This window comes from Collinsella aerofaciens (genome assembly GCF_028206795.1).
GTDB lineage: Bacteria > Actinomycetota > Coriobacteriia > Coriobacteriales > Coriobacteriaceae > Collinsella > Collinsella aerofaciens_AX.
On sequence record NZ_JAQLFJ010000004.1, the window covers coordinates 52,093 to 68,570 of the forward strand.

Below are 16,478 nucleotides of genomic sequence, written 5' to 3' on the forward strand. Positions count from 1 at the left end.
CAGTGATAAACCTTTGGGAAAGGAAACAGCTATGGCAGAGAAGACCCCGGTCGAGCAGCTTACGTACAAGCAGGCTTCGCAGGAGTTGGAGCTCATCATTCGCAGCTTGGAGTCGGGCGATATGGAGCTCGAGGAGTCGCTTGAGAGCTATACCCGCGGCGTCGAGCTCCTCAAGAGCCTGCGTACCCGCTTGTCCGATGCCGAGCAGAAGGTCTCGGTGCTCCTGAAGGACGTCGACGGCAACGACGTGCTCGCCGACGGCGAAGCCGCCAACACCGACGACAACCTTTCGTTCTAACCATCCCGACCAAATATAATTACCTTGGTCTGTGAGAAAGGAACCAACCATGTGTGATTGCATCTTCTGCAAAATTGCCAACCACGAGATCCCCTCGACCGTCGTCTACGAGGATGACCAGGTCATCGCGTTCGACGACCTCAATCCCCAGGCGCCGGTCCACACGCTCGTGATCCCCAAGAAGCACTACAGTGACATCGCCGATAACGTACCTGCCGAGACCATGGGCGCCATGGCCCACGCCATCCAGGAGGTCGCCAAGGCCAAGGGTCTGGAGGACGGTTTCCGCGTCATCTCCAACAAGGGCGTCAACGCCGGTCAGACCGTCATGCACTTCCACATGCACGTCCTCGGCGGCAAGAACCTGGGCGAGAACCTCATCTGAGGACGCACGGCCCGTCGCCTTGGCTGCCTTTGGAGTAACCTATGCAGTTTTCTCAACTCGAATACCTTCAAGCGGTAGCGAACTACGGCGGCGTGCGCAAAGCGGCTCGCGCCGTTCACGTGAGCCCACAGGCTGTCTCGTCGGCAATTAAGAAACTGGAGTCTGAGTATCAGATCGTTTTGCTCAATCGATCGGCGGGGGAGGCTGTTTTGTCTCCGGCGGGCAGAGAATTTGCGCGTCGTGCACGCGTGATCCTGGCACAAGTCGACGATCTCAAAAAGTACACCCAATCGGGGAACGGAGGCGTTTCGCCCGACGGCCACTTTCGTCTTTACGTCCCCTGTCTTCACGGGCGGGGGCGTCTTTTTTCCGAAAACTGGTACGACTCGTTTGAAAGCTCGCACCCTCAGATTCACCTTGATGTGTGGCATCAGCCAACGGCTACATGCTTTGAATCACTTGTGCTTGGCATTTCGGATGCGGCCATCTCATTTGAGGAACCAAGGGACAGTGTCCTTTCTTCGAAATACTTGGGTGAAAAGGAGCTCAAGGTTCTTTCGTGCCCAGCGGGTCATCAATCTGTGGGTGCTATGACCGTTCGTGAGTTACTGGGCGGCAGGTTAGCTGTTCCCATTAATTTGTCGCCCTGTCTCAATGCGATCAATCAATGCCCCGAAGCTCAGCTGGTTAATTTCCGCTTCCGCGACGTCGAATACGGAAACAGAGCGCAGGCTGAGTTTCTTCAAGCCGGGGGATTGATATTGGGTTTTTCTGGCTCTTCTCTCGCATCAGATGGGTCGGAAGTGAGCGAGTACTCTATTGAAGGTTCGCATGACGTAGCCTTGCCCATCTACTTTTGCTATCGACAAAATGCCTGGACCGATCGACACCAGACGGTATTTCTTCACCTATTGCGTCATCTTGCTTCGTGAGGCCATTTGGCCTCGTGTCGTCAAGTGAATGTTGACGCCTTGTAACACATGACTGACGGCTTTGCCCTCATGCTTTTCCAAGATTCCGATTTAGATTGTTGACTCTTGGAGGGCGGAGCATGAAAAACCGTACGGTTTTGCTTTATATGACGTTTGTTTTTCTGTCGAACTTCAGCACCATTTTGTATTTTCTGACGGTTTACCTTGAATTCGTCGGATTCTCGATGGTGGCGATTTCTAGCATGATGATTGCATATCAAGTGAGCAAGTTCATCCTTGAAGTTCCCACTGGCTATATTGCCGATAGGTTTGGACGAAAGACAAGTGGTCTCGTTGGCGTCGTGGGGATGCTTGGATACTATGTCGCCCTGCTTCTCGTCCGTTCTCCTCTGCTTTTAATCGGCGCGTTTGCTCTCAAAGGTTTTGCCGTTGCATGTATGAGCGGATCCATAGAAGCGATTTACATTGACAGCGTCTCTCAGGACCAGCTCGTAAGACTTAATGTCGTTGAGCGATTCATCTTCTATGTGTCTTATGCCCTCTCCGCTTGTGTGGGCGGTTTCATTTCGTCCGCTGGCGCGTATCTCATTGGGCTTTCGGTCGATATCATCGCAATGGTGCTGACATTGGTTGTCGTTGTCTGTATTCCTGAGGTGAGAAGAGAGGGCACCGCGGTGACACCTGAGCATGGGATTAGCCCGAAGATGATCGGTGCTGCTATTGCGGGTAATGGCATTCTTCGGTCAGCGTTCATCATGGACTGTTCTCAAGCATTTGCTTTTGTCGCCCTGGAAGACTTTTTCTCACTGTTGCTTGCGGGTCGCGGAATGAATGCCGTCGCTTCGGGTGTGATCATTGCGGTCCAGCTCCTTGCCTCGGCCTCCATGGGGCTTATTGTGCCCAGTGTGATTGCTCATGTCGACAAGGGCCGTTTTGCGCGTATTTGCGGCATCGTGCGCCTTTCCCTGACTGCTCTATTTTTGATTCCCTTTACTCCGGTCTATTTGCTGCCCGTGTTCTATGTGTTGCAGACGGTCGCCTACTCGTTATTTGCTCCAATTAAATACTCAATTTTTCAAAATGCTGTCGATTCATCGATGCGCTGTTCACTGATTTCGGTTCAAAGCCAGATGGTGGCGGTGGGTGCTGTTCTTTTCTATCTGCTCAACTCTGTGCTGAGTAGCGTTGCGGGCATTCGAGTCGTATTGCTTGTTGCGCTCGGGATTTCTTCCCTGGTGTATATCCCCGCGCTATTTCGTCTTACAAGTCAAAGGCCATGAGTATTTGGGCACCGATAACTTATATATCAACGCAATAAACCCGAGCGCGAGGGCGTTTGGGTTTATTATTGAAGCGTATGTAACCTGGCGGCGCCACACCGCCTGTTAGTAGGGAGACACATGAACGTTCTGGTCGTCAACGCAGGATCTTCGACCCTTAAGTATCAGGTCATCGATACCAAGTCCCACAAGGTGTCCGCAAAGGGCTCCTGCGAGCGCGTCTGCTTTACCGGCGGCACCTTCACCCACGCTGCCAACGGCTCCAAGAAGGTGACCGAGAACATCGAGTTCCCCGACCACAAGGTCGCCATCGAGGTCGTCCTGAAGGACCTTGAGGCCAACGGCGTCAAGATCGAGGGTATCGGCCACCGTATCGTTCAGGGCGGTTGGTACTTCGGTGATTCCTCCCTCGTCGACGAGGACGTCCTCGCCAAGATCCGCGAGGTCGCTCCGCTCGCCCCGCTGCACAATAACCCCGAGGCCAACGTTATCGAGTACTGCCTGGAGCAGTATCCCGACCTGCCCAACGTCACGGTCTATGACACCGCTTTCCACTTCAACATGCCCGAGGTCGCCAAGACTTACGCTCTGCCCAAGGATGTTTGCGACAAGCTGCACATCCGTAAGTACGGCGCCCACGGCACCAGCTACCGCTACATCTCCAAGAAGGTCGCCGAGATGACCAACGGCGGGGCCCGCAAGGTCGTCGTGTGCCATATCGGCTCCGGCGCTTCCCTGTGCGCCATCGAGGACGGCAAGTGCATGGACACCACCATGGGCTTGACGCCGCTCGACGGCGTCATGATGGGCACCCGCTGCGGCTCCATCGACCCGGCTACCGTGTGCTACCTGCAGCGCGAGGGCGGCTACACCTTCGACGAGGTCGACGAGATGATGAACAAGAAGTCCGGCCTTTTGGCTGTGACCGGCGGCAAGACCAACGACTGCCGCAACGTCGAGGAGCTCGCTGCCGCTGGCGACCCCGAGGCTCAGCTCGCCTTCGACATGTTTGTCTACAAGATTGCCGCCAAGGCTGCCGAGATGGCCACTTCTATGTGCGGTATGGACACCCTGGTCTTTACCGCCGGCATCGGCGAGCACGCTCCGGCCGTCCGCGCCGGCGTTGCCGACCGTCTGGCCTTTATGGGCGTCAAGATGGATCATGCCCGCAACGCCCTGCGTGGTGACGGCGCTTGGTGCCTGTCTGCCAAGGATTCCAAGGTTAAGATTTTCGTTATCCCCACGGACGAGGAGTTCATGATCGCTTCCGACGTCGAGCGCATCGTCAACGGCAAGTAATTGCAAAAGGGGAGGGGCTGGACGACCGAGCGCCGTTCGGCCCCTCTTTTGTGCTCGTTGGGCGATATGCCTGATAGTTATTTATTAAGTTGTGATAACTTCTTATTAACATGCGGCCGCCTTAAGGGGTCTGCGCCGACCGTATCGCACTGCAAAGGAGTCTCATGAACGTACTTGTTGTCAACGCCGGTAGCTCAAGCCTTAAATATCAGCTTTTGGATACCGATTCCCGCGAGGTTTTCGCCAAGGGCAACTGCGAACGTATCGGTTCGGACATGGGCATCTTTGGCCACTCCGAGAACGGTGGCGCCAAGCAGACCGAGGAGGTCCCTTTCCCCGATCATCGCTCTGCTATCGCTCGCGTGCTCGAGGAGCTCGAGAAGACCGACTTTACGATTGATGGCATTGGCCATCGTATCGTTCAGGGCGGCTGGCACTTCGATGATTCCGCAGTTGTCGACGACGAGGTTATGGCCAAGATTCTTGAGGTGGCACCGCTTGCTCCGCTGCACAACTACGGCGAGGCCGCAGCAATCGAGTATTGCCGCGAGAAGTATCCGGAGCTGCCCAACGTCGCCGTCTTCGATACCTCGTTCCACATGACCATGCCCGAGGTCGCCTATACCTACGCGCTGCCCAAGGACGTGTGCGACAAGTACCACGTGCGCAAGTACGGCGCCCACGGCACGAGCCACCGCTATGAGTGGGTGATGGCCAAGGAGATCCTGGGTTCGCGCTGCCACCGTCTGCTTTCGTGCCATTTGGGTAACGGTGCTTCGCTCGCTGCTATCGAGGACGGCGTGTGCCGCGACACCACGATGGGCCTCACGCCGCTCGACGGCCTGATGATGGGCACTCGCTGTGGTTCCATTGATCCTGCCACCGTGTGCTACCTCCAGCGCGAGGGCGGCTACAGCTATCAGGAAGTCGATGACATGATGAACAAGCAGTCTGGTCTGCTTGCCATCTCGGGCATCTCCAACGACGCCCGCGACATCCGTACACGCGCCTCCGAGGGCGACGAGCGCTGCCTGCTCGCCTTCGATATGTTCGCCTACAAGGCCATGCAGCAGGCCGGCTCCATGATCGCTTCCATGGCGGGCGTGGACACCATTACCTTTACCGCCGGCATTGGCGAGAACGACTGGTCGATCCGCAAGGCCTTCTGCGACTGCTTTGAGTGGCTGGGCGTGCGCATCGACAACAACAAGAACCGCGAGGCCGTGGGCAACGGCCCACAGGTCATCAGCGCCGCCGGTTCCGCCGTCACGGTCATGGTCATCCCCACCGACGAGGAATACATGATCGCCCACGACGTTGAGCGTCTGACCAAGAACAACTAACGCGCGCATTTGCAAGTAAACGAAAGGCCTCCAGAGCAACAGCTCCGGAGGCCTTTTTGCTAGCAGGCGGAAATTCCAGTCCCAAAGTGACCATCGCCGGCAACGCCTGCACTTCCAGCAACGGAACCCGACCATTCAGATCCTCAGCTCCAGCTCGTAGCCAAGCCGCCGTCCACTCCAGATGCCCTGAATGCCACGTGACGGTAGAAGGCAGCGCAGGTTAACCCCTGAAAACACTCCGCAGACCAGAAACGCCCCCGTTCGTAGCTCCGAAGGAGCAGAACGGGGGCGTTTCATTGGTCGAGGACGTTTTCAGGGGTTAACCTGCGCTGCCTTCGGCGGGGATATGTCTGCTACTCAGCCATCTGAGCCTGGACGGCGGTGATGGCCACGACACCCACGATGTCGTCGGCAGAGCAGCCGCGCGACAGGTCGTTGACCGGCTTGGCGATGCCCTGCAGGATGGGGCCGTAGGCGTCAGCGCCAGCGAAGCGCTGGACCAGCTTGTAGCCGATGTTGCCTGCCTCGAGGTCGGGGAACACGAGCACGTTGGCCTTACCGGCGACGGAGGAGCCGGGAGCCTTGAGCTGGGCGACGGTGGGGACGATAGCGGCATCGAGCTGCAGGTCGCCGTCGATGGCGAGCTCGGGAGCCTTCTCCTTGCAGAACTTCACGGCCTCCTGGACCTTCTTGGCGACCTCGCCACCGGCGGAGCCCATGGTGGAGTAGGAGAGCATGGCCACGTGCGGCTCAACATTGCCCATGAAGGTGGACCAGGAGTGGGCCGAGGCGATGGCGATCTCGGAGAGCTCGTCGGAGGACGGGTTGATATTGAGGCCGCAGTCGGCGAAGATCAGCGTGCCGTCGGTACCGAACTGCGGGGTGTCGGTGCACATCACGAAGAAGGCCGAGACCAGCTTGGTGCCCGGAGCGGTCTTGAGGATCTGCAGCGCGGGGCGCAGGGTGTCGGCGGTGGAGTGACAGGCACCGGAGACCAGGCCGTCGGCGTCGCCCATCTTGACCATCATGGTGCCAAAGTAGGTGGCGTCCATCACCTGGGCGCGAGCCTGTTCGATGGTAACGCCCTTCTTGGCGCGGAGCTCGGCAAACTTCTGCGCGTACTCCTCGTGCTTCTCGGCGTTGCGCGGATCGATGACGGTGGCGCCGGGGACGTTGATCTCGTTGGGATCGCCCAGGATGACGATGTTGGCCAGGCCCTCCTCGATGATTTTGTTTGCCGCGACGATGGTACGCGGATCCTCGCCCTCGGGCAGGACGATGGTCTTAAGGTCGGCCTTGGCGGCAGACTTCATACGGTTTAGGAAATCGCTCATGATACTCCTTACAAGCGTTTCGCTAAGCTCCAGGCCCTCGGCTGTACACGAATAAACCCGCTGCTAGCGGGTTTACCTTACAATTATGTACGCCGCGGTGCTTGAGCTTTCCTTGTGTGGCAAGCTCATTATAGGACGCATTAGCGCTATAATCGCTCTGATAAATATGTCTCGACGTATGTTCGAGAAAAAGCCCAGTTAAAAAGCGTGTGGCTTTTGACAAGGAGTATCGATGCAGATTACCTCAGGCCTGCCTGAAGGCTTTAATGCCGGTGCGTATGACATGATCGTTGTCGGCGCCGGTTATGCCGGTGCCGTTTGCGCCCGCCGTCTTGCCGAAACTATCGGCTATCGTGTTGCCGTTTTGGAGCGTCGCGGCCACATCGCGGGTAATGCCTACGACTGCGCTGACGAGGCCGGAATCCTGGTCCACGAGTACGGTCCGCACATCTATCACACTTTTAACGAGCGCGTCCATAACTTCCTGTCGCGCTTTACCAAGTGGACGGACTACCAGCACAAGGTGCTCGCCAACATCAACGGCACCCTTATGCCCGTGCCCTTTAACCACGCGAGCCTCAAGCTCGCCTTTGGCGATGAGCGCGGCGAGGAGCTGTACCAAAAGCTCGTGGAGACTTTTGGCAAGGACGTCAAGGTGCCCATTATGGAGCTGCGCAAGAAGAACGACCCGGATCTTGCCGAGGTCGCCGATTATGTCTACGAGAATGTCTTTTTGCATTACACCATGAAGCAGTGGGGCCAGACGCCCGACCAGATCGACCCCTCGATCACCGGCCGCGTTCCCGTCTTTGTGGGCGATGACGATCGCTACTTCCCGCAGGCTCCTTTCCAGGGCATGCCGCAGGACGGCTATACCGCGCTGTTCGAGCATATGCTCGATCACGATCTGATCGACGTATTCTGTGACGTAGACGCCCGTGACCTCTTTGAAATCGACGAGACCACCGTCAAGATCGACGGCAAGGTCTATGGTGGCGAGATCGTCTACACCGGTCCACTCGACGAGCTGTTCAACCTCGACCTGGGCGCTCTGCCGTACCGCACGCTCGATATGAAGTTCGAGACGCTCGATATGGACCAGTTCCAGCCCGTGGGCACCGTCAACTACACCACGAGCGAGGACTATACGCGCATCACCGAGTTCAAGAACATGACCGGTCAGGTTTTGCCCGGCAAGACCACCATCATGAAGGAGTACTCCAAGGCATATACGCCCGGCTCGGGCGAGACGCCGTACTACGCCATCCTGGAGCCCGAGAACCGTGAGCTCTACGAGCGCTATCTTGAGCGCGTTCAGAACCTGACGAACTTCCACCCAGTGGGTCGTCTGGCCGAGTATCGTTACTACGATATGGACGCCGTGACCAATTCTGCCCTCGATCTTTCGGATGAGATTATCGCCTGCCATGCATAAAGTCATAACATTCGGTATTCCCTCGTATAACGCCGCCAAGGATATGGACCATTGCATCACCTCCATCTTGGAGGGGAGCAATTACGCCACCGATATCGAGATTATCGTGGTGGACGACGGCTCCAAGGACGAGACGGCCGCCAAGGCCGACGAGTGGGAGGCCCGTTATCCTGGAATCATCCGCGCGGTGCACCAGGAGAATGGCGGCCACGGTATCGCCGTCCTCTCGGGCCTGCGTGAGGCGCATGGTACGTACTATAAGGTCGTTGACTCGGACGACTGGCTCGACGGTGCGGCGCTTTCGACCATGCTGTCGATTCTGCGTGGCTTTGAGGAGCGCGACCAGCGCGTCGACCTGTTTATCTCGAACTACGTGTACGAGAAGGTTTACGAGGGCACGCATACCGCTATTGGCTACAAGTTTGCCCTGCCGCGCAAAAAGATTTTCTCTTGGGACCAGATCGGACACTTCCGTCCCGATCAGAACCTGCTTATGCACAGCCTGTGCTATCGCACCGATGTGCTGCGTGAGTCCAATCTGCCTATGCCGGCACACACGTTCTACGTGGATAATATCTACGCATACGTGCCGCTGCCGCGCTGCAAGACCATGTACTACGCCGACATCGACCTCTATCGCTACTTTATCGGTCGCGAGGGCCAGAGCGTCAATGAGGCCACGATGGTCAAGCGCCTGGGTCAGCAGTTCCACGTAACGCGCATCATGATGGAATCGTTCCACCTGTACCAGGACGTTGAGTCCTCGCGTCTGCGTTCGTACATGATGGGCTACTTCACCATGATGATGGCGATTTGCTCGGTGCTCACCAAGCTTTCCGAGGAAGATTGTGCCGATGAGCGCCTGAAGACGCTGTGGAAGGACCTGAAGGAGTACGACGAGCGCATGTATCGTCGCGCTCGCTACGGCGTGGTCGGGTTCTTCACTAACCTCCGCGGTCGTGCCGGAGACAAAACCACACTCGGCCTATACCGTCTTGCCTCAAAGATCTTCAAATTCAACTAACTGCCGAGTAATCGCTGCTGTTAGGTTGACTGGGCCCCTTGGCCTTTAGTTTGCTACTGCGAACAGTCCTGCTCGCACGGAAAGCACATTAAGTGCTTTCCGGCTCGTGCGGAACTTGTATCAAACTAACGGCCAAGGGGCCTCTGCTATAAGAATCGATTGTCAGGTTAGTTGAATTTGAAGACCTTAGACGCGCGGTACACAGGGGCCTGAGCTGAAAAGAATAAGGTTGGAAGTCGGTCGGAGGCGGGCGGGCATTACGTTTGTCGCGAGTTCCGCATGCAAAGAAGGCCACTTAATGTGGCCTTCGTTTTGCATAGGACTGTAGAGCAGCAAACGTAATGCCCGCCCGCCTCCGACCGACGGACGAGTGAGATTACTTCGCGGCGCCGGGGATGCCGTGGGAGGTTTTGGCGGTTTTGGCTCCGTTTACGATGGCGGTCTGTAGGGCCCTTACGGCGAGCATGCCCAGCAGGTCTAGGGGAACGGTGGCGCTTGTCTGAGCGTCTAGTTTGCCGCTGGCGAGGGTGTAGATGGTGTCGCCGTCGTTGGTGGTGTGCGTGGGGCGGATGGCGTGCGCATAGGCGTCTGCGGCCATTTGGGACACCTTGGTGGCCTGAGCCTTGGTGAGCTCAACGTTGGTGACGATGCAGCTGATGGCGGTGTTGGTGCGGTCGAGCGGCATTTGCATGGAGCCGGCGGCGGCAAAGGCTGCGAGCTCCATGTCGACGATTTGGTCGCTATCTGCTGCAGCGCGCATACCAGCGATCCACTCGCCGGTGAAGGGGTCGACGACGTTGCCGCAGGCGTTGACCGAAACCACGGCACCCACCTTAACAGGGCCGAGTGCCACGGCGGCAGCGCCAAGGCCGGCCTTCATGCAGGTGGCGGGGCCCATGAGCTTTCCTACGGTAGCACCCGTGCCGGCACCCACATTACCCTGCTCGAGCGTGGTGGGGGTGTTGTCGAGCGCCTCACGTACGGCGGCGATGCCGGCTTCGATGTCGGGGCGCACGGTGGGGTCGCCAAAAGCGAGGTCAAAGATGCAGCTGGAGCACACGATAGGCACCTGCGTGGGGCCGACGGGAAGGCCGATGCCGCGGCTCTCAAGCTCGCGAGCGACGCCGCTTGCGGCCTCCAGGCCAAAGGCCGATCCGCCCGAAAGGCAGACAGCGTGGACCTTGTCGACGGTGTTTTCGGGTCGCAACAGGTCGGTTTCGCGCGATGCCGGGGCACCGCCGCGAACGTCAACGCCGCCGGTGGCGCCCTCGGGTGCCACGATTACGGTGCAACCGGTGCCGGCCTCCTCGTCCGTGTAGTTTCCAAAGCAAAAGCCATCGACATCGCAAACGTCAATGGCCTCAAGCAGTGTATCCATGTTTTACTCCTATCGGTTTTCCGCCGGGCCTTATGCCCGGTCGGGATCCGTACGGTACGCCGAAATTGTAGGCGCTGGGGGATACCCAGCGCCAGATGCAATTACGATAGTTTTTGAATCGCGCGTGCGACGCGAGCGATGGGCAGGCCCACCACGTTGTAGAAGTCGCCCGAAATATTATGCACGAGCATGCGCCCGCCGACGCCCTGGATGCCGTAGGCGCCGGCCTTGTCCATGGGCTCGCCTGAGGCGACGTAGCGCTCGATCTGCTCGTCGGTGAGCTCATAGAACGTCACGTCGGTCACATCGACAAACGACAGGCTCTCGGCGGCGTGCGGGGCTGTGGCGTCTCCGGCTCTAACGATGCAGACGCCGGTTGCGACCTGATGCGTGCGGCCCGAAAGCTCGCGGAGCATGGTGCGCGCCTCGTCCCCGTCTGCCGGCTTGCCCATAATTTGGCCGTCAAAGGTGACAATAGTATCGGCCGCGACGGTCAGTTCGTTGGGCTCGGCATGCTCGGCGGCAACGGCGGCGGCTTTGGCACGCGCCAAGCGCTCGACGAGTGTAAGCGGAGCTTCGCCATCAAAAGGCGTTTCGTCGATATCTGCGGGAATCACGCGAATGTCATAGCCCGCCTCGCGCATCAACTCGATGCGGCGCGGTGATTGTGAAGCCAAAATCATAGCTGAATGCCCTCGGCGACCTTCTCGACGGCCTTGTCGCCGGCGAGAGCGCGCAGCAGCTCAAGCGCAAAGGGGAGCGACTGGGCCATGCCGCTGGCGGTGATGATGTTGCCGTCTTGCGTAACCTTCTCGCCGGTATAGGCGCCTTCGGGGAAGCTTTTCTCAAAGCCAGGGAAGCACGTGGCGTGGCGCCCCTCGAGTAGGTCGAGCTCGCCCAGGATAAACGGGGCGGCGCAGATGGCGGCAACGTGCTTGGTCGCGGCGAACTCGCAGACCACGTCGCAGACGCGCTGATCGGCACGCAGGTTGGTGGCACCGGGCAAGCCGCCGGGCAGCACGACGCAGTCGTACTCGTCAAAGTTGATCTCATCAAAGAGCGCATCGCAGGTCACGGGGATCTGCAGCGAGCTTACGACCTCACGTGTGGGCATAATCGAGACGAGCGTGGCACGCACACCGCCGCGACGCATGACATCGACCATGGTCAAGCATTCAATAGTTTCAAAGCCATCGGCGGCGAGAACGGCAACGCTGGGCATGAGGGTTCCTTTCATAGGCGGCATACAATTAGCCGTCTTATACCCCGAAGACCTCCGCTTGCCACGCTCGATTTCCCAATGATTTTTCTGAGCAATGATTAAGTGACTAGTTGCGCCTAAGGTGGACGACGGTCTCGCAGTGGAAGGTTTGCGGGAACAGGTCGACTGGCGTGATCTTGACGGGGGAGAAGGTGCCTTCTTCGACAAAGCGTTTGAGATCGCGCGCCAGGGTGGCCGGGTCGCAGCTCACGTAGGCGACATCGCGAGCACTCGTGCTGGCGATAAGGTCGATCGCCTCGGGGGCGAGGCCTGCGCGCGGCGGGTCGACCACCAAGACGTCGGCATCCTGGTCGGGGAACTCGCGCACCGCGTCTCCGCCAATGACGTCGACGTTATCAAGCTTGTTGATCTCCAGGTTACGGCGCAGGTCGCGCACGGCCGGGCCGTAGGCCTCGACGGCGGCGACGAAGTCGCAGCGGCGGGCGAGCGGCAGGGTAAAGGTTCCGGCGCCGCAGTACAGGTCCACGGCAAGCTCGTCTTCTTGCGGGTCGAGGGCGTCCATAACGAGATCAATCAAAATCTCGGCGCCCTTGGTGTTGACTTGGAAAAACGACGGGGCAGACAAGCGCATCTGGCCCTCGGCGATGTTCTCGGTCCACGAGCCCTCGCCGGCGAGCATTTCGACCTTGGAGACACGGCGGGCCTTCTTTTCGCCCCTGCTCATCACGCGCACGATGCTCGTGGGATGAGCGGCGTCCGCCAGCACGCGGGAGACCTGCGAGCGCGGAAAAGAGCCCGTAGGCGTCCAGAGTGCGACCTCGAGCGCCTTGGTGCGGCGCGATGCGCGAATGCCCACGCGTTCGAGCCCCAAGTCATGGCTGCCGCTTAGATAGTTGAGTGCGCCGACGACCGATTTGAGCGCCTTCGGGAAGCGCTTATCGAACAGCGGGCACGCATCGACGGTCACGATTTTGCTGGGGTCGACACCGTGCATGCCAAGGCGCACGCGACCGTTGACGACGGTCGGTTCGAGCTCGATTTTATTGCGGTAGCCCCAGTCGTCCTTGGTGTGGCAGATGGGCTGTACCAACTTATCGACCTGCTCAGGAGCGAACTTGCCGATGCGCTCGAGCGTGGAGCGCAGGTTTTGCTCCTTGGCGGCAAGCTGTGCCGTGCGTGAGAGATTGCCCCACGAACAACCGCCGCAGATGCCAACGAAGGGGCAGGGTGGCTGAATGCGATCGGGGCTCGGCTCCAGAATCTCGGTCGTGCGGGCGCGCATGAACGACTTGCCGTCCTGTACGACCTCGGCCTCGACGGTGTCGCCTGCCACGGCGCCCTGCACAAAGACGGCCTTGCCGTTGTCGGCGTGCGCCAGCCCATCGGCGCCGTAGGTCATCGATTCTATAGTGAGCTTCATATCCCTGCCTGTCATTCGTGTTGTTGTTCGCACCATGGTAACAGGGAAAAGCGCCCCGCATCCGAGGCTTTCCTCAAATGCGGGGCGCTTCTACAAACTGCTTCTACAAACGACTATTTCGTCTTGCCGGTAATGAGCGTCTTAAGACCCAGGCCGATCAGGCCCAGGCCCATGCGCACACGACCGGGGCGATGGCGCTCGATGGCCTTGGTCTTGCCGGCGGGCTTATCGCGACGGGCGCTCGTCTCGGGTGCGGGCTTGGAGACCTGCGGCTCGGGCTGAGGTACAGGTGCGGGCTCGGGCTCAATGACGGTCGCCTGGACCTTTTGGACCTTGGGTGTGGCCGGCTGCGGCTCAGGAGCGGGGGCGGGCTTTGCCTCAATGACGGGCTCGGGCGCGGCCTCGGCGTTGCGATAGGCACGCTCCAGCAGGGCTTCCTGCGAGTTGAAGGGTTTCTCACCCTCTGCACGCTCCACGGGGACCCAGGTGCCGTCGCTCGTGAGGCTGCGGGCCTTCACGTTGTCGCGCAGCTGCATGCTCATGTACTCGTGCACCAGGGCGCGGCAGGTGGGGTCGAGCACGGGGAAGGCGATCTCCACGCGGTGCTCGGTGTTGCGTGTCATCATGTCGGCCGAGCTCAGATAGATCATGTCCGAGTCCACGCCAAAGGCGTAAACGCGCGCATGCTCCAAAAAGCGTCCGACGATAGAACGGACATGCACGTTCTCGGTCTTGCCAGGAACGCCCGGCTTGAGGCACGAGATGCCGCGGATGATCATGTCCACGCGGACTCCAGCGCACGATGCCTCGGCGATCTTGTCGATAACCTCGCGGTCGGTGAGCGAGTTGAGTTTAAAGAACACGCGGGCGGGCTCGCCAGCGAGAGCGCGCTGAATCTCGCGATCCAGACCGCGCATGATGAGCGGCTTCAGGCCGACCGGCGCCACGCCCAGGAAGCGGTAATCGCCGCGCAGATTGCCCAGCGACAGGTTGCGGAAGAACAGGTTGGCGTCCTCGCCGATGCCGGGGTGGGCGGTCATGAGCATAAAGTCGCTGTAGAGTTTGGCCGTCTTCTCGTTAAAGTTGCCGGTGCCCAGCAGCGTCAGACGCGTTAGCGCCATGCCTTCGCGATAGGTGAGCTGGCAGATCTTGGAGTGGCACTTAAAGCCCTCAGAGCCGTAGATGACGGTGCAGCCGGCCTCTTCCAGGCGCTCGGCCCACTCGATGTTGTTCTGCTCGTCAAAGCGCGCGCGGAGCTCCATGAGCACCGTGACCTCTTTGCCGTTCTCGGCGGCATCGATCAGCGACTCGCACAGGCGGCTCTGCTTGGCCACGCGGTAGAGCGTGATGCGCAGTGAGATGCACTCGGGGTCGTAGGCGGCCTCGTGCACCAGATCCAGGAAGGGGTTCATAGCCTCATAGGGATAAAAGAGCAGCTTGTCGTGCTGAAGTACCTGCTCGCGGATGGAGCGGGTCATATCGATGGTGGGGTTGGGCTGCGGCTTAAACGGCGTAAAGAGCAGCTCGTTGCGCAGGTGCTCGGGAATCTTGCCCTCGATGCCAAAGACATAGCCCAGGTTGAGCGGGATATCGCAGGTAAAGACCGAGCGACGCGGGAGCTCGAGCGCCTTGCGGATAGTCTTGAGCGTTGCCTTCTCGAGCGAGCCCGATACGGCGAGCACCACCGGCTGCAGGCGCAGGCGCTTCTTGAGGATGCGCTTCATATGCTGGCGGTAGTCCTCTTCCTCTTCGACGCCCTCGCCGTCCGGATCGATGTCGGCGTTGCGGGTGACGCGGATGAGCGCGCGGTCGAGCGGCTTATAGGAGCCAAAGCAGCTGTCCAGGCAGGCGAGGATGACGTCCTCGAGCAGAATGTAGGAGTAGGTGCCGGTGGGCGAGGGGATCTCGACCACGCGGTTCATCGAGGCGGGAATTTCGATCAGGCCCAGCAGACTTTCCTCGTCGGTGACGCCGTCCAAGCCGCAGGCCAGGTAGAGCGCGCCGTTGCGCAGGTTGGGGAAGGGGTGGCGCGGGTCGATCACCAGCGGCGAGATGACCGGCGACACGTAGGCCTGGAAGTAGCGGGTGACAAAGGTGCGCTCCTCGGGCGTAAGCGAATCGATGCGAGCGCGGTGAACGCCTAGGGTGTCGAGCTTGCCCTCGATGCTCTTAAAGATGGACTCCCATCGGGTAAGGAGCCCGGGCATTTCGGTCATGACAGCATCGACCTGTTCGGAGGCGGTCATATTGCTCTTGTTGTCGACAGGCTGTTTTTTGAGCTCCGCCAGATCGGACAGGCCGCCCACGCGCACCATGAGAAACTCGTCGAGGTTAGACTCGAAAATCGACACGAACTTTAGACGCTCGAACAGCGGAACGGTCTCGTCGAAGGCTTCGTCAAGCACACGGTTATCAAAGCGCAGCCAGCTGAGCTCTCGGTTCTGCGTGTACGAGAAGTCGCGCGGCGGTTTGCGCAGCTTTGCGGCGGCTTGCTTTTTTTCGATTTTGCTCGGCATATGCATCTGTCCGTTCAGTCCCCGCAGGGGGACGGTTGCCTAACACTATTCACTATTGTCTCAATTTAGTCGACTTGTGGCACGGACGTATTGTGCGAACGGTATCTTAACCTACTTCTTACGCTGTCAAGCCATAGAGCTGACGCCCGTCGCGTTGCGAAAAACGGTCTAGATCCTCACTCAACTGCTGAGTATGTGTGAATAAGAATGATAGATAGCTGAATATCATCGAATACAGGCAGAAACGTAAACAAGCGTCATTTATATACATAAAACCGTTGTAGATATGCAATTCTTAATCGAAAGATTGGAGTTGTAATTGCGAATGATTTTTGAGAAAAAAGAGCGTTTACCTTAGAAAAGTTACTTTAGAACGCCGAAGTACATCATGGGGGAATCACATGCGATATACCGTTCATCGCACTTTGTTGACCGTTCGGGGGCGAGGTGGAATTGCGGGTGGAATTTGGATATAACTAGAGCTGTCAGCAAGCAGTGCCCGTTACGGAAGGGCGCTGAGAGATTCGGCCGAAAGGCCCGAAAGAAAGGTAGGAGGCCATGACGAAAGGTCTGCACGTGCCTTCCGAGATCGGCAAGCTCAGGAAGGTCTGC

14 protein-coding genes are annotated in these 16,478 nt (G+C 58.8%); 8 read left to right on the plus strand and 6 right to left on the minus strand.

Features of this window, described 5'->3' with window-relative positions; translation table 11 throughout:
* Positions 1-31 precede the first annotated feature (31 nt).
* From xseB to PMX70_RS03525, 6 genes are all read left to right on the plus strand, one after another.
* Entirely contained in the window at positions 32-298 is a 267-nt protein-coding gene (xseB, locus tag PMX70_RS03500; protein ID WP_006234311.1) for an exodeoxyribonuclease VII small subunit, read from the plus strand.
* A gap of 49 nt (positions 299-347) precedes the next feature.
* Positions 348-683: a histidine triad nucleotide-binding protein gene (locus PMX70_RS03505; RefSeq protein WP_035137921.1), complete on the plus strand. Its 336-nt coding sequence runs from the start codon at positions 348-350 to the stop codon at positions 681-683.
* Between the two features lie 41 nt (positions 684-724).
* The gene (locus tag PMX70_RS03510; RefSeq protein WP_195520517.1) at positions 725-1,615 is read left to right on the plus strand and encodes a LysR family transcriptional regulator; all 891 of its coding nucleotides are present in this window, start codon (positions 725-727) and stop codon (positions 1,613-1,615) included.
* Between the two features lie 119 nt (positions 1,616-1,734).
* Positions 1,735-2,895, plus strand: a complete 1,161-nt coding sequence (locus PMX70_RS03515) for an MFS transporter (RefSeq protein WP_271742903.1) — start codon at positions 1,735-1,737, stop codon at positions 2,893-2,895.
* A gap of 120 nt (positions 2,896-3,015) precedes the next feature.
* Positions 3,016-4,194 carry an acetate/propionate family kinase gene (locus PMX70_RS03520; RefSeq protein ID WP_117583927.1) on the plus strand — a complete coding sequence of 393 codons (1,179 nt, stop codon included), beginning with the start codon at positions 3,016-3,018 and terminating at the stop codon, positions 4,192-4,194.
* A 164-nt stretch (positions 4,195-4,358) separates the two neighbouring features.
* A complete protein-coding gene (locus PMX70_RS03525) occupies positions 4,359-5,537 on the plus strand; it encodes an acetate/propionate family kinase (protein ID WP_271742904.1) in 1,179 nt (392 codons plus the stop codon).
* Positions 5,538-5,890: 353 nt separating this feature from the next.
* On the opposite strand, the gene pta is transcribed toward PMX70_RS03525, so the two are convergent.
* Positions 5,891-6,871, minus strand: coding sequence for a phosphate acetyltransferase (gene pta, locus PMX70_RS03530; protein WP_089573084.1), 981 nt, complete (start codon positions 6,869-6,871; stop codon positions 5,891-5,893).
* A 232-nt stretch (positions 6,872-7,103) separates the two neighbouring features.
* Between pta and glf the strand changes: the two genes are divergently transcribed.
* Positions 7,104-8,306: a UDP-galactopyranose mutase gene (gene glf / locus PMX70_RS03535; RefSeq protein WP_118448940.1), complete on the plus strand. Its 1,203-nt coding sequence runs from the start codon at positions 7,104-7,106 to the stop codon at positions 8,304-8,306.
* Entirely contained in the window at positions 8,299-9,330 is a 1,032-nt protein-coding gene (locus PMX70_RS03540; protein ID WP_271742905.1) for a glycosyltransferase family 2 protein, read from the plus strand. Before glf ends, PMX70_RS03540 begins: the two co-directional genes overlap by 8 nt.
* Positions 9,331-9,706: 376 nt before the next feature.
* Here PMX70_RS03540 and PMX70_RS03545 read toward each other — a convergent pair whose 3' ends face one another.
* The 5 genes from PMX70_RS03545 to ppk1 all read right to left on the minus strand — a co-directional run bounded on the left by PMX70_RS03545 (position 9,707) and on the right by ppk1 (position 15,866).
* Entirely contained in the window at positions 9,707-10,708 is a 1,002-nt protein-coding gene (locus tag PMX70_RS03545; RefSeq protein WP_271742906.1) for a P1 family peptidase, read from the minus strand.
* A 101-nt stretch (positions 10,709-10,809) separates the two neighbouring features.
* Positions 10,810-11,391, minus strand: coding sequence for a Maf family protein (locus PMX70_RS03550; protein ID WP_271742907.1), 582 nt, complete (start codon positions 11,389-11,391; stop codon positions 10,810-10,812).
* A complete protein-coding gene (locus tag PMX70_RS03555; RefSeq protein WP_271742908.1) occupies positions 11,388-11,930 on the minus strand; it encodes a DJ-1 family glyoxalase III in 543 nt (180 codons plus the stop codon). Before PMX70_RS03555 ends, PMX70_RS03550 begins: the two co-directional genes overlap by 4 nt.
* Positions 11,931-12,036: 106 nt before the next feature.
* Entirely contained in the window at positions 12,037-13,365 is a 1,329-nt protein-coding gene (rlmD, locus tag PMX70_RS03560; protein ID WP_271742909.1) for a 23S rRNA (uracil(1939)-C(5))-methyltransferase RlmD, read from the minus strand.
* A 98-nt stretch (positions 13,366-13,463) separates the two neighbouring features.
* Entirely contained in the window at positions 13,464-15,866 is a 2,403-nt protein-coding gene (gene ppk1 / locus PMX70_RS03565) for a polyphosphate kinase 1 (protein ID WP_271742910.1), read from the minus strand.
* Positions 15,867-16,478: the final 612 nt, after the last annotated feature.

Excerpts from the sequence above, each read along its gene's own strand:
- xseB (WP_006234311.1), top strand. The coding sequence starts at position 32 with ATGGCAGAGAAGACCCCGGTCGAGCAGCTTACGTACAAGCAGGCTTCG.
- PMX70_RS03505 (WP_035137921.1), top strand. The coding sequence starts at position 348 with ATGTGTGATTGCATCTTCTGCAAAATTGCCAACCACGAGATCCCCTCG.
- PMX70_RS03510 (WP_195520517.1), top strand. The coding sequence starts at position 725 with ATGCAGTTTTCTCAACTCGAATACCTTCAAGCGGTAGCGAACTACGGC.
- PMX70_RS03515 (WP_271742903.1), top strand. The coding sequence starts at position 1,735 with ATGAAAAACCGTACGGTTTTGCTTTATATGACGTTTGTTTTTCTGTCG.
- PMX70_RS03520 (WP_117583927.1), top strand. The coding sequence starts at position 3,016 with ATGAACGTTCTGGTCGTCAACGCAGGATCTTCGACCCTTAAGTATCAG.
- PMX70_RS03525 (WP_271742904.1), top strand. The coding sequence starts at position 4,359 with ATGAACGTACTTGTTGTCAACGCCGGTAGCTCAAGCCTTAAATATCAG.
- pta (WP_089573084.1), bottom strand. The coding sequence starts at position 6,871 with ATGAGCGATTTCCTAAACCGTATGAAGTCTGCCGCCAAGGCCGACCTT.
- glf (WP_118448940.1), top strand. The coding sequence starts at position 7,104 with ATGCAGATTACCTCAGGCCTGCCTGAAGGCTTTAATGCCGGTGCGTAT.
- PMX70_RS03540 (WP_271742905.1), top strand. The coding sequence starts at position 8,299 with ATGCATAAAGTCATAACATTCGGTATTCCCTCGTATAACGCCGCCAAG.
- PMX70_RS03545 (WP_271742906.1), bottom strand. The coding sequence starts at position 10,708 with ATGGATACACTGCTTGAGGCCATTGACGTTTGCGATGTCGATGGCTTT.
- PMX70_RS03550 (WP_271742907.1), bottom strand. The coding sequence starts at position 11,391 with ATGATTTTGGCTTCACAATCACCGCGCCGCATCGAGTTGATGCGCGAG.
- PMX70_RS03555 (WP_271742908.1), bottom strand. The coding sequence starts at position 11,930 with ATGCCCAGCGTTGCCGTTCTCGCCGCCGATGGCTTTGAAACTATTGAA.
- rlmD (WP_271742909.1), bottom strand. The coding sequence starts at position 13,365 with ATGACAGGCAGGGATATGAAGCTCACTATAGAATCGATGACCTACGGC.
- ppk1 (WP_271742910.1), bottom strand. The coding sequence starts at position 15,866 with ATGCCGAGCAAAATCGAAAAAAAGCAAGCCGCCGCAAAGCTGCGCAAA.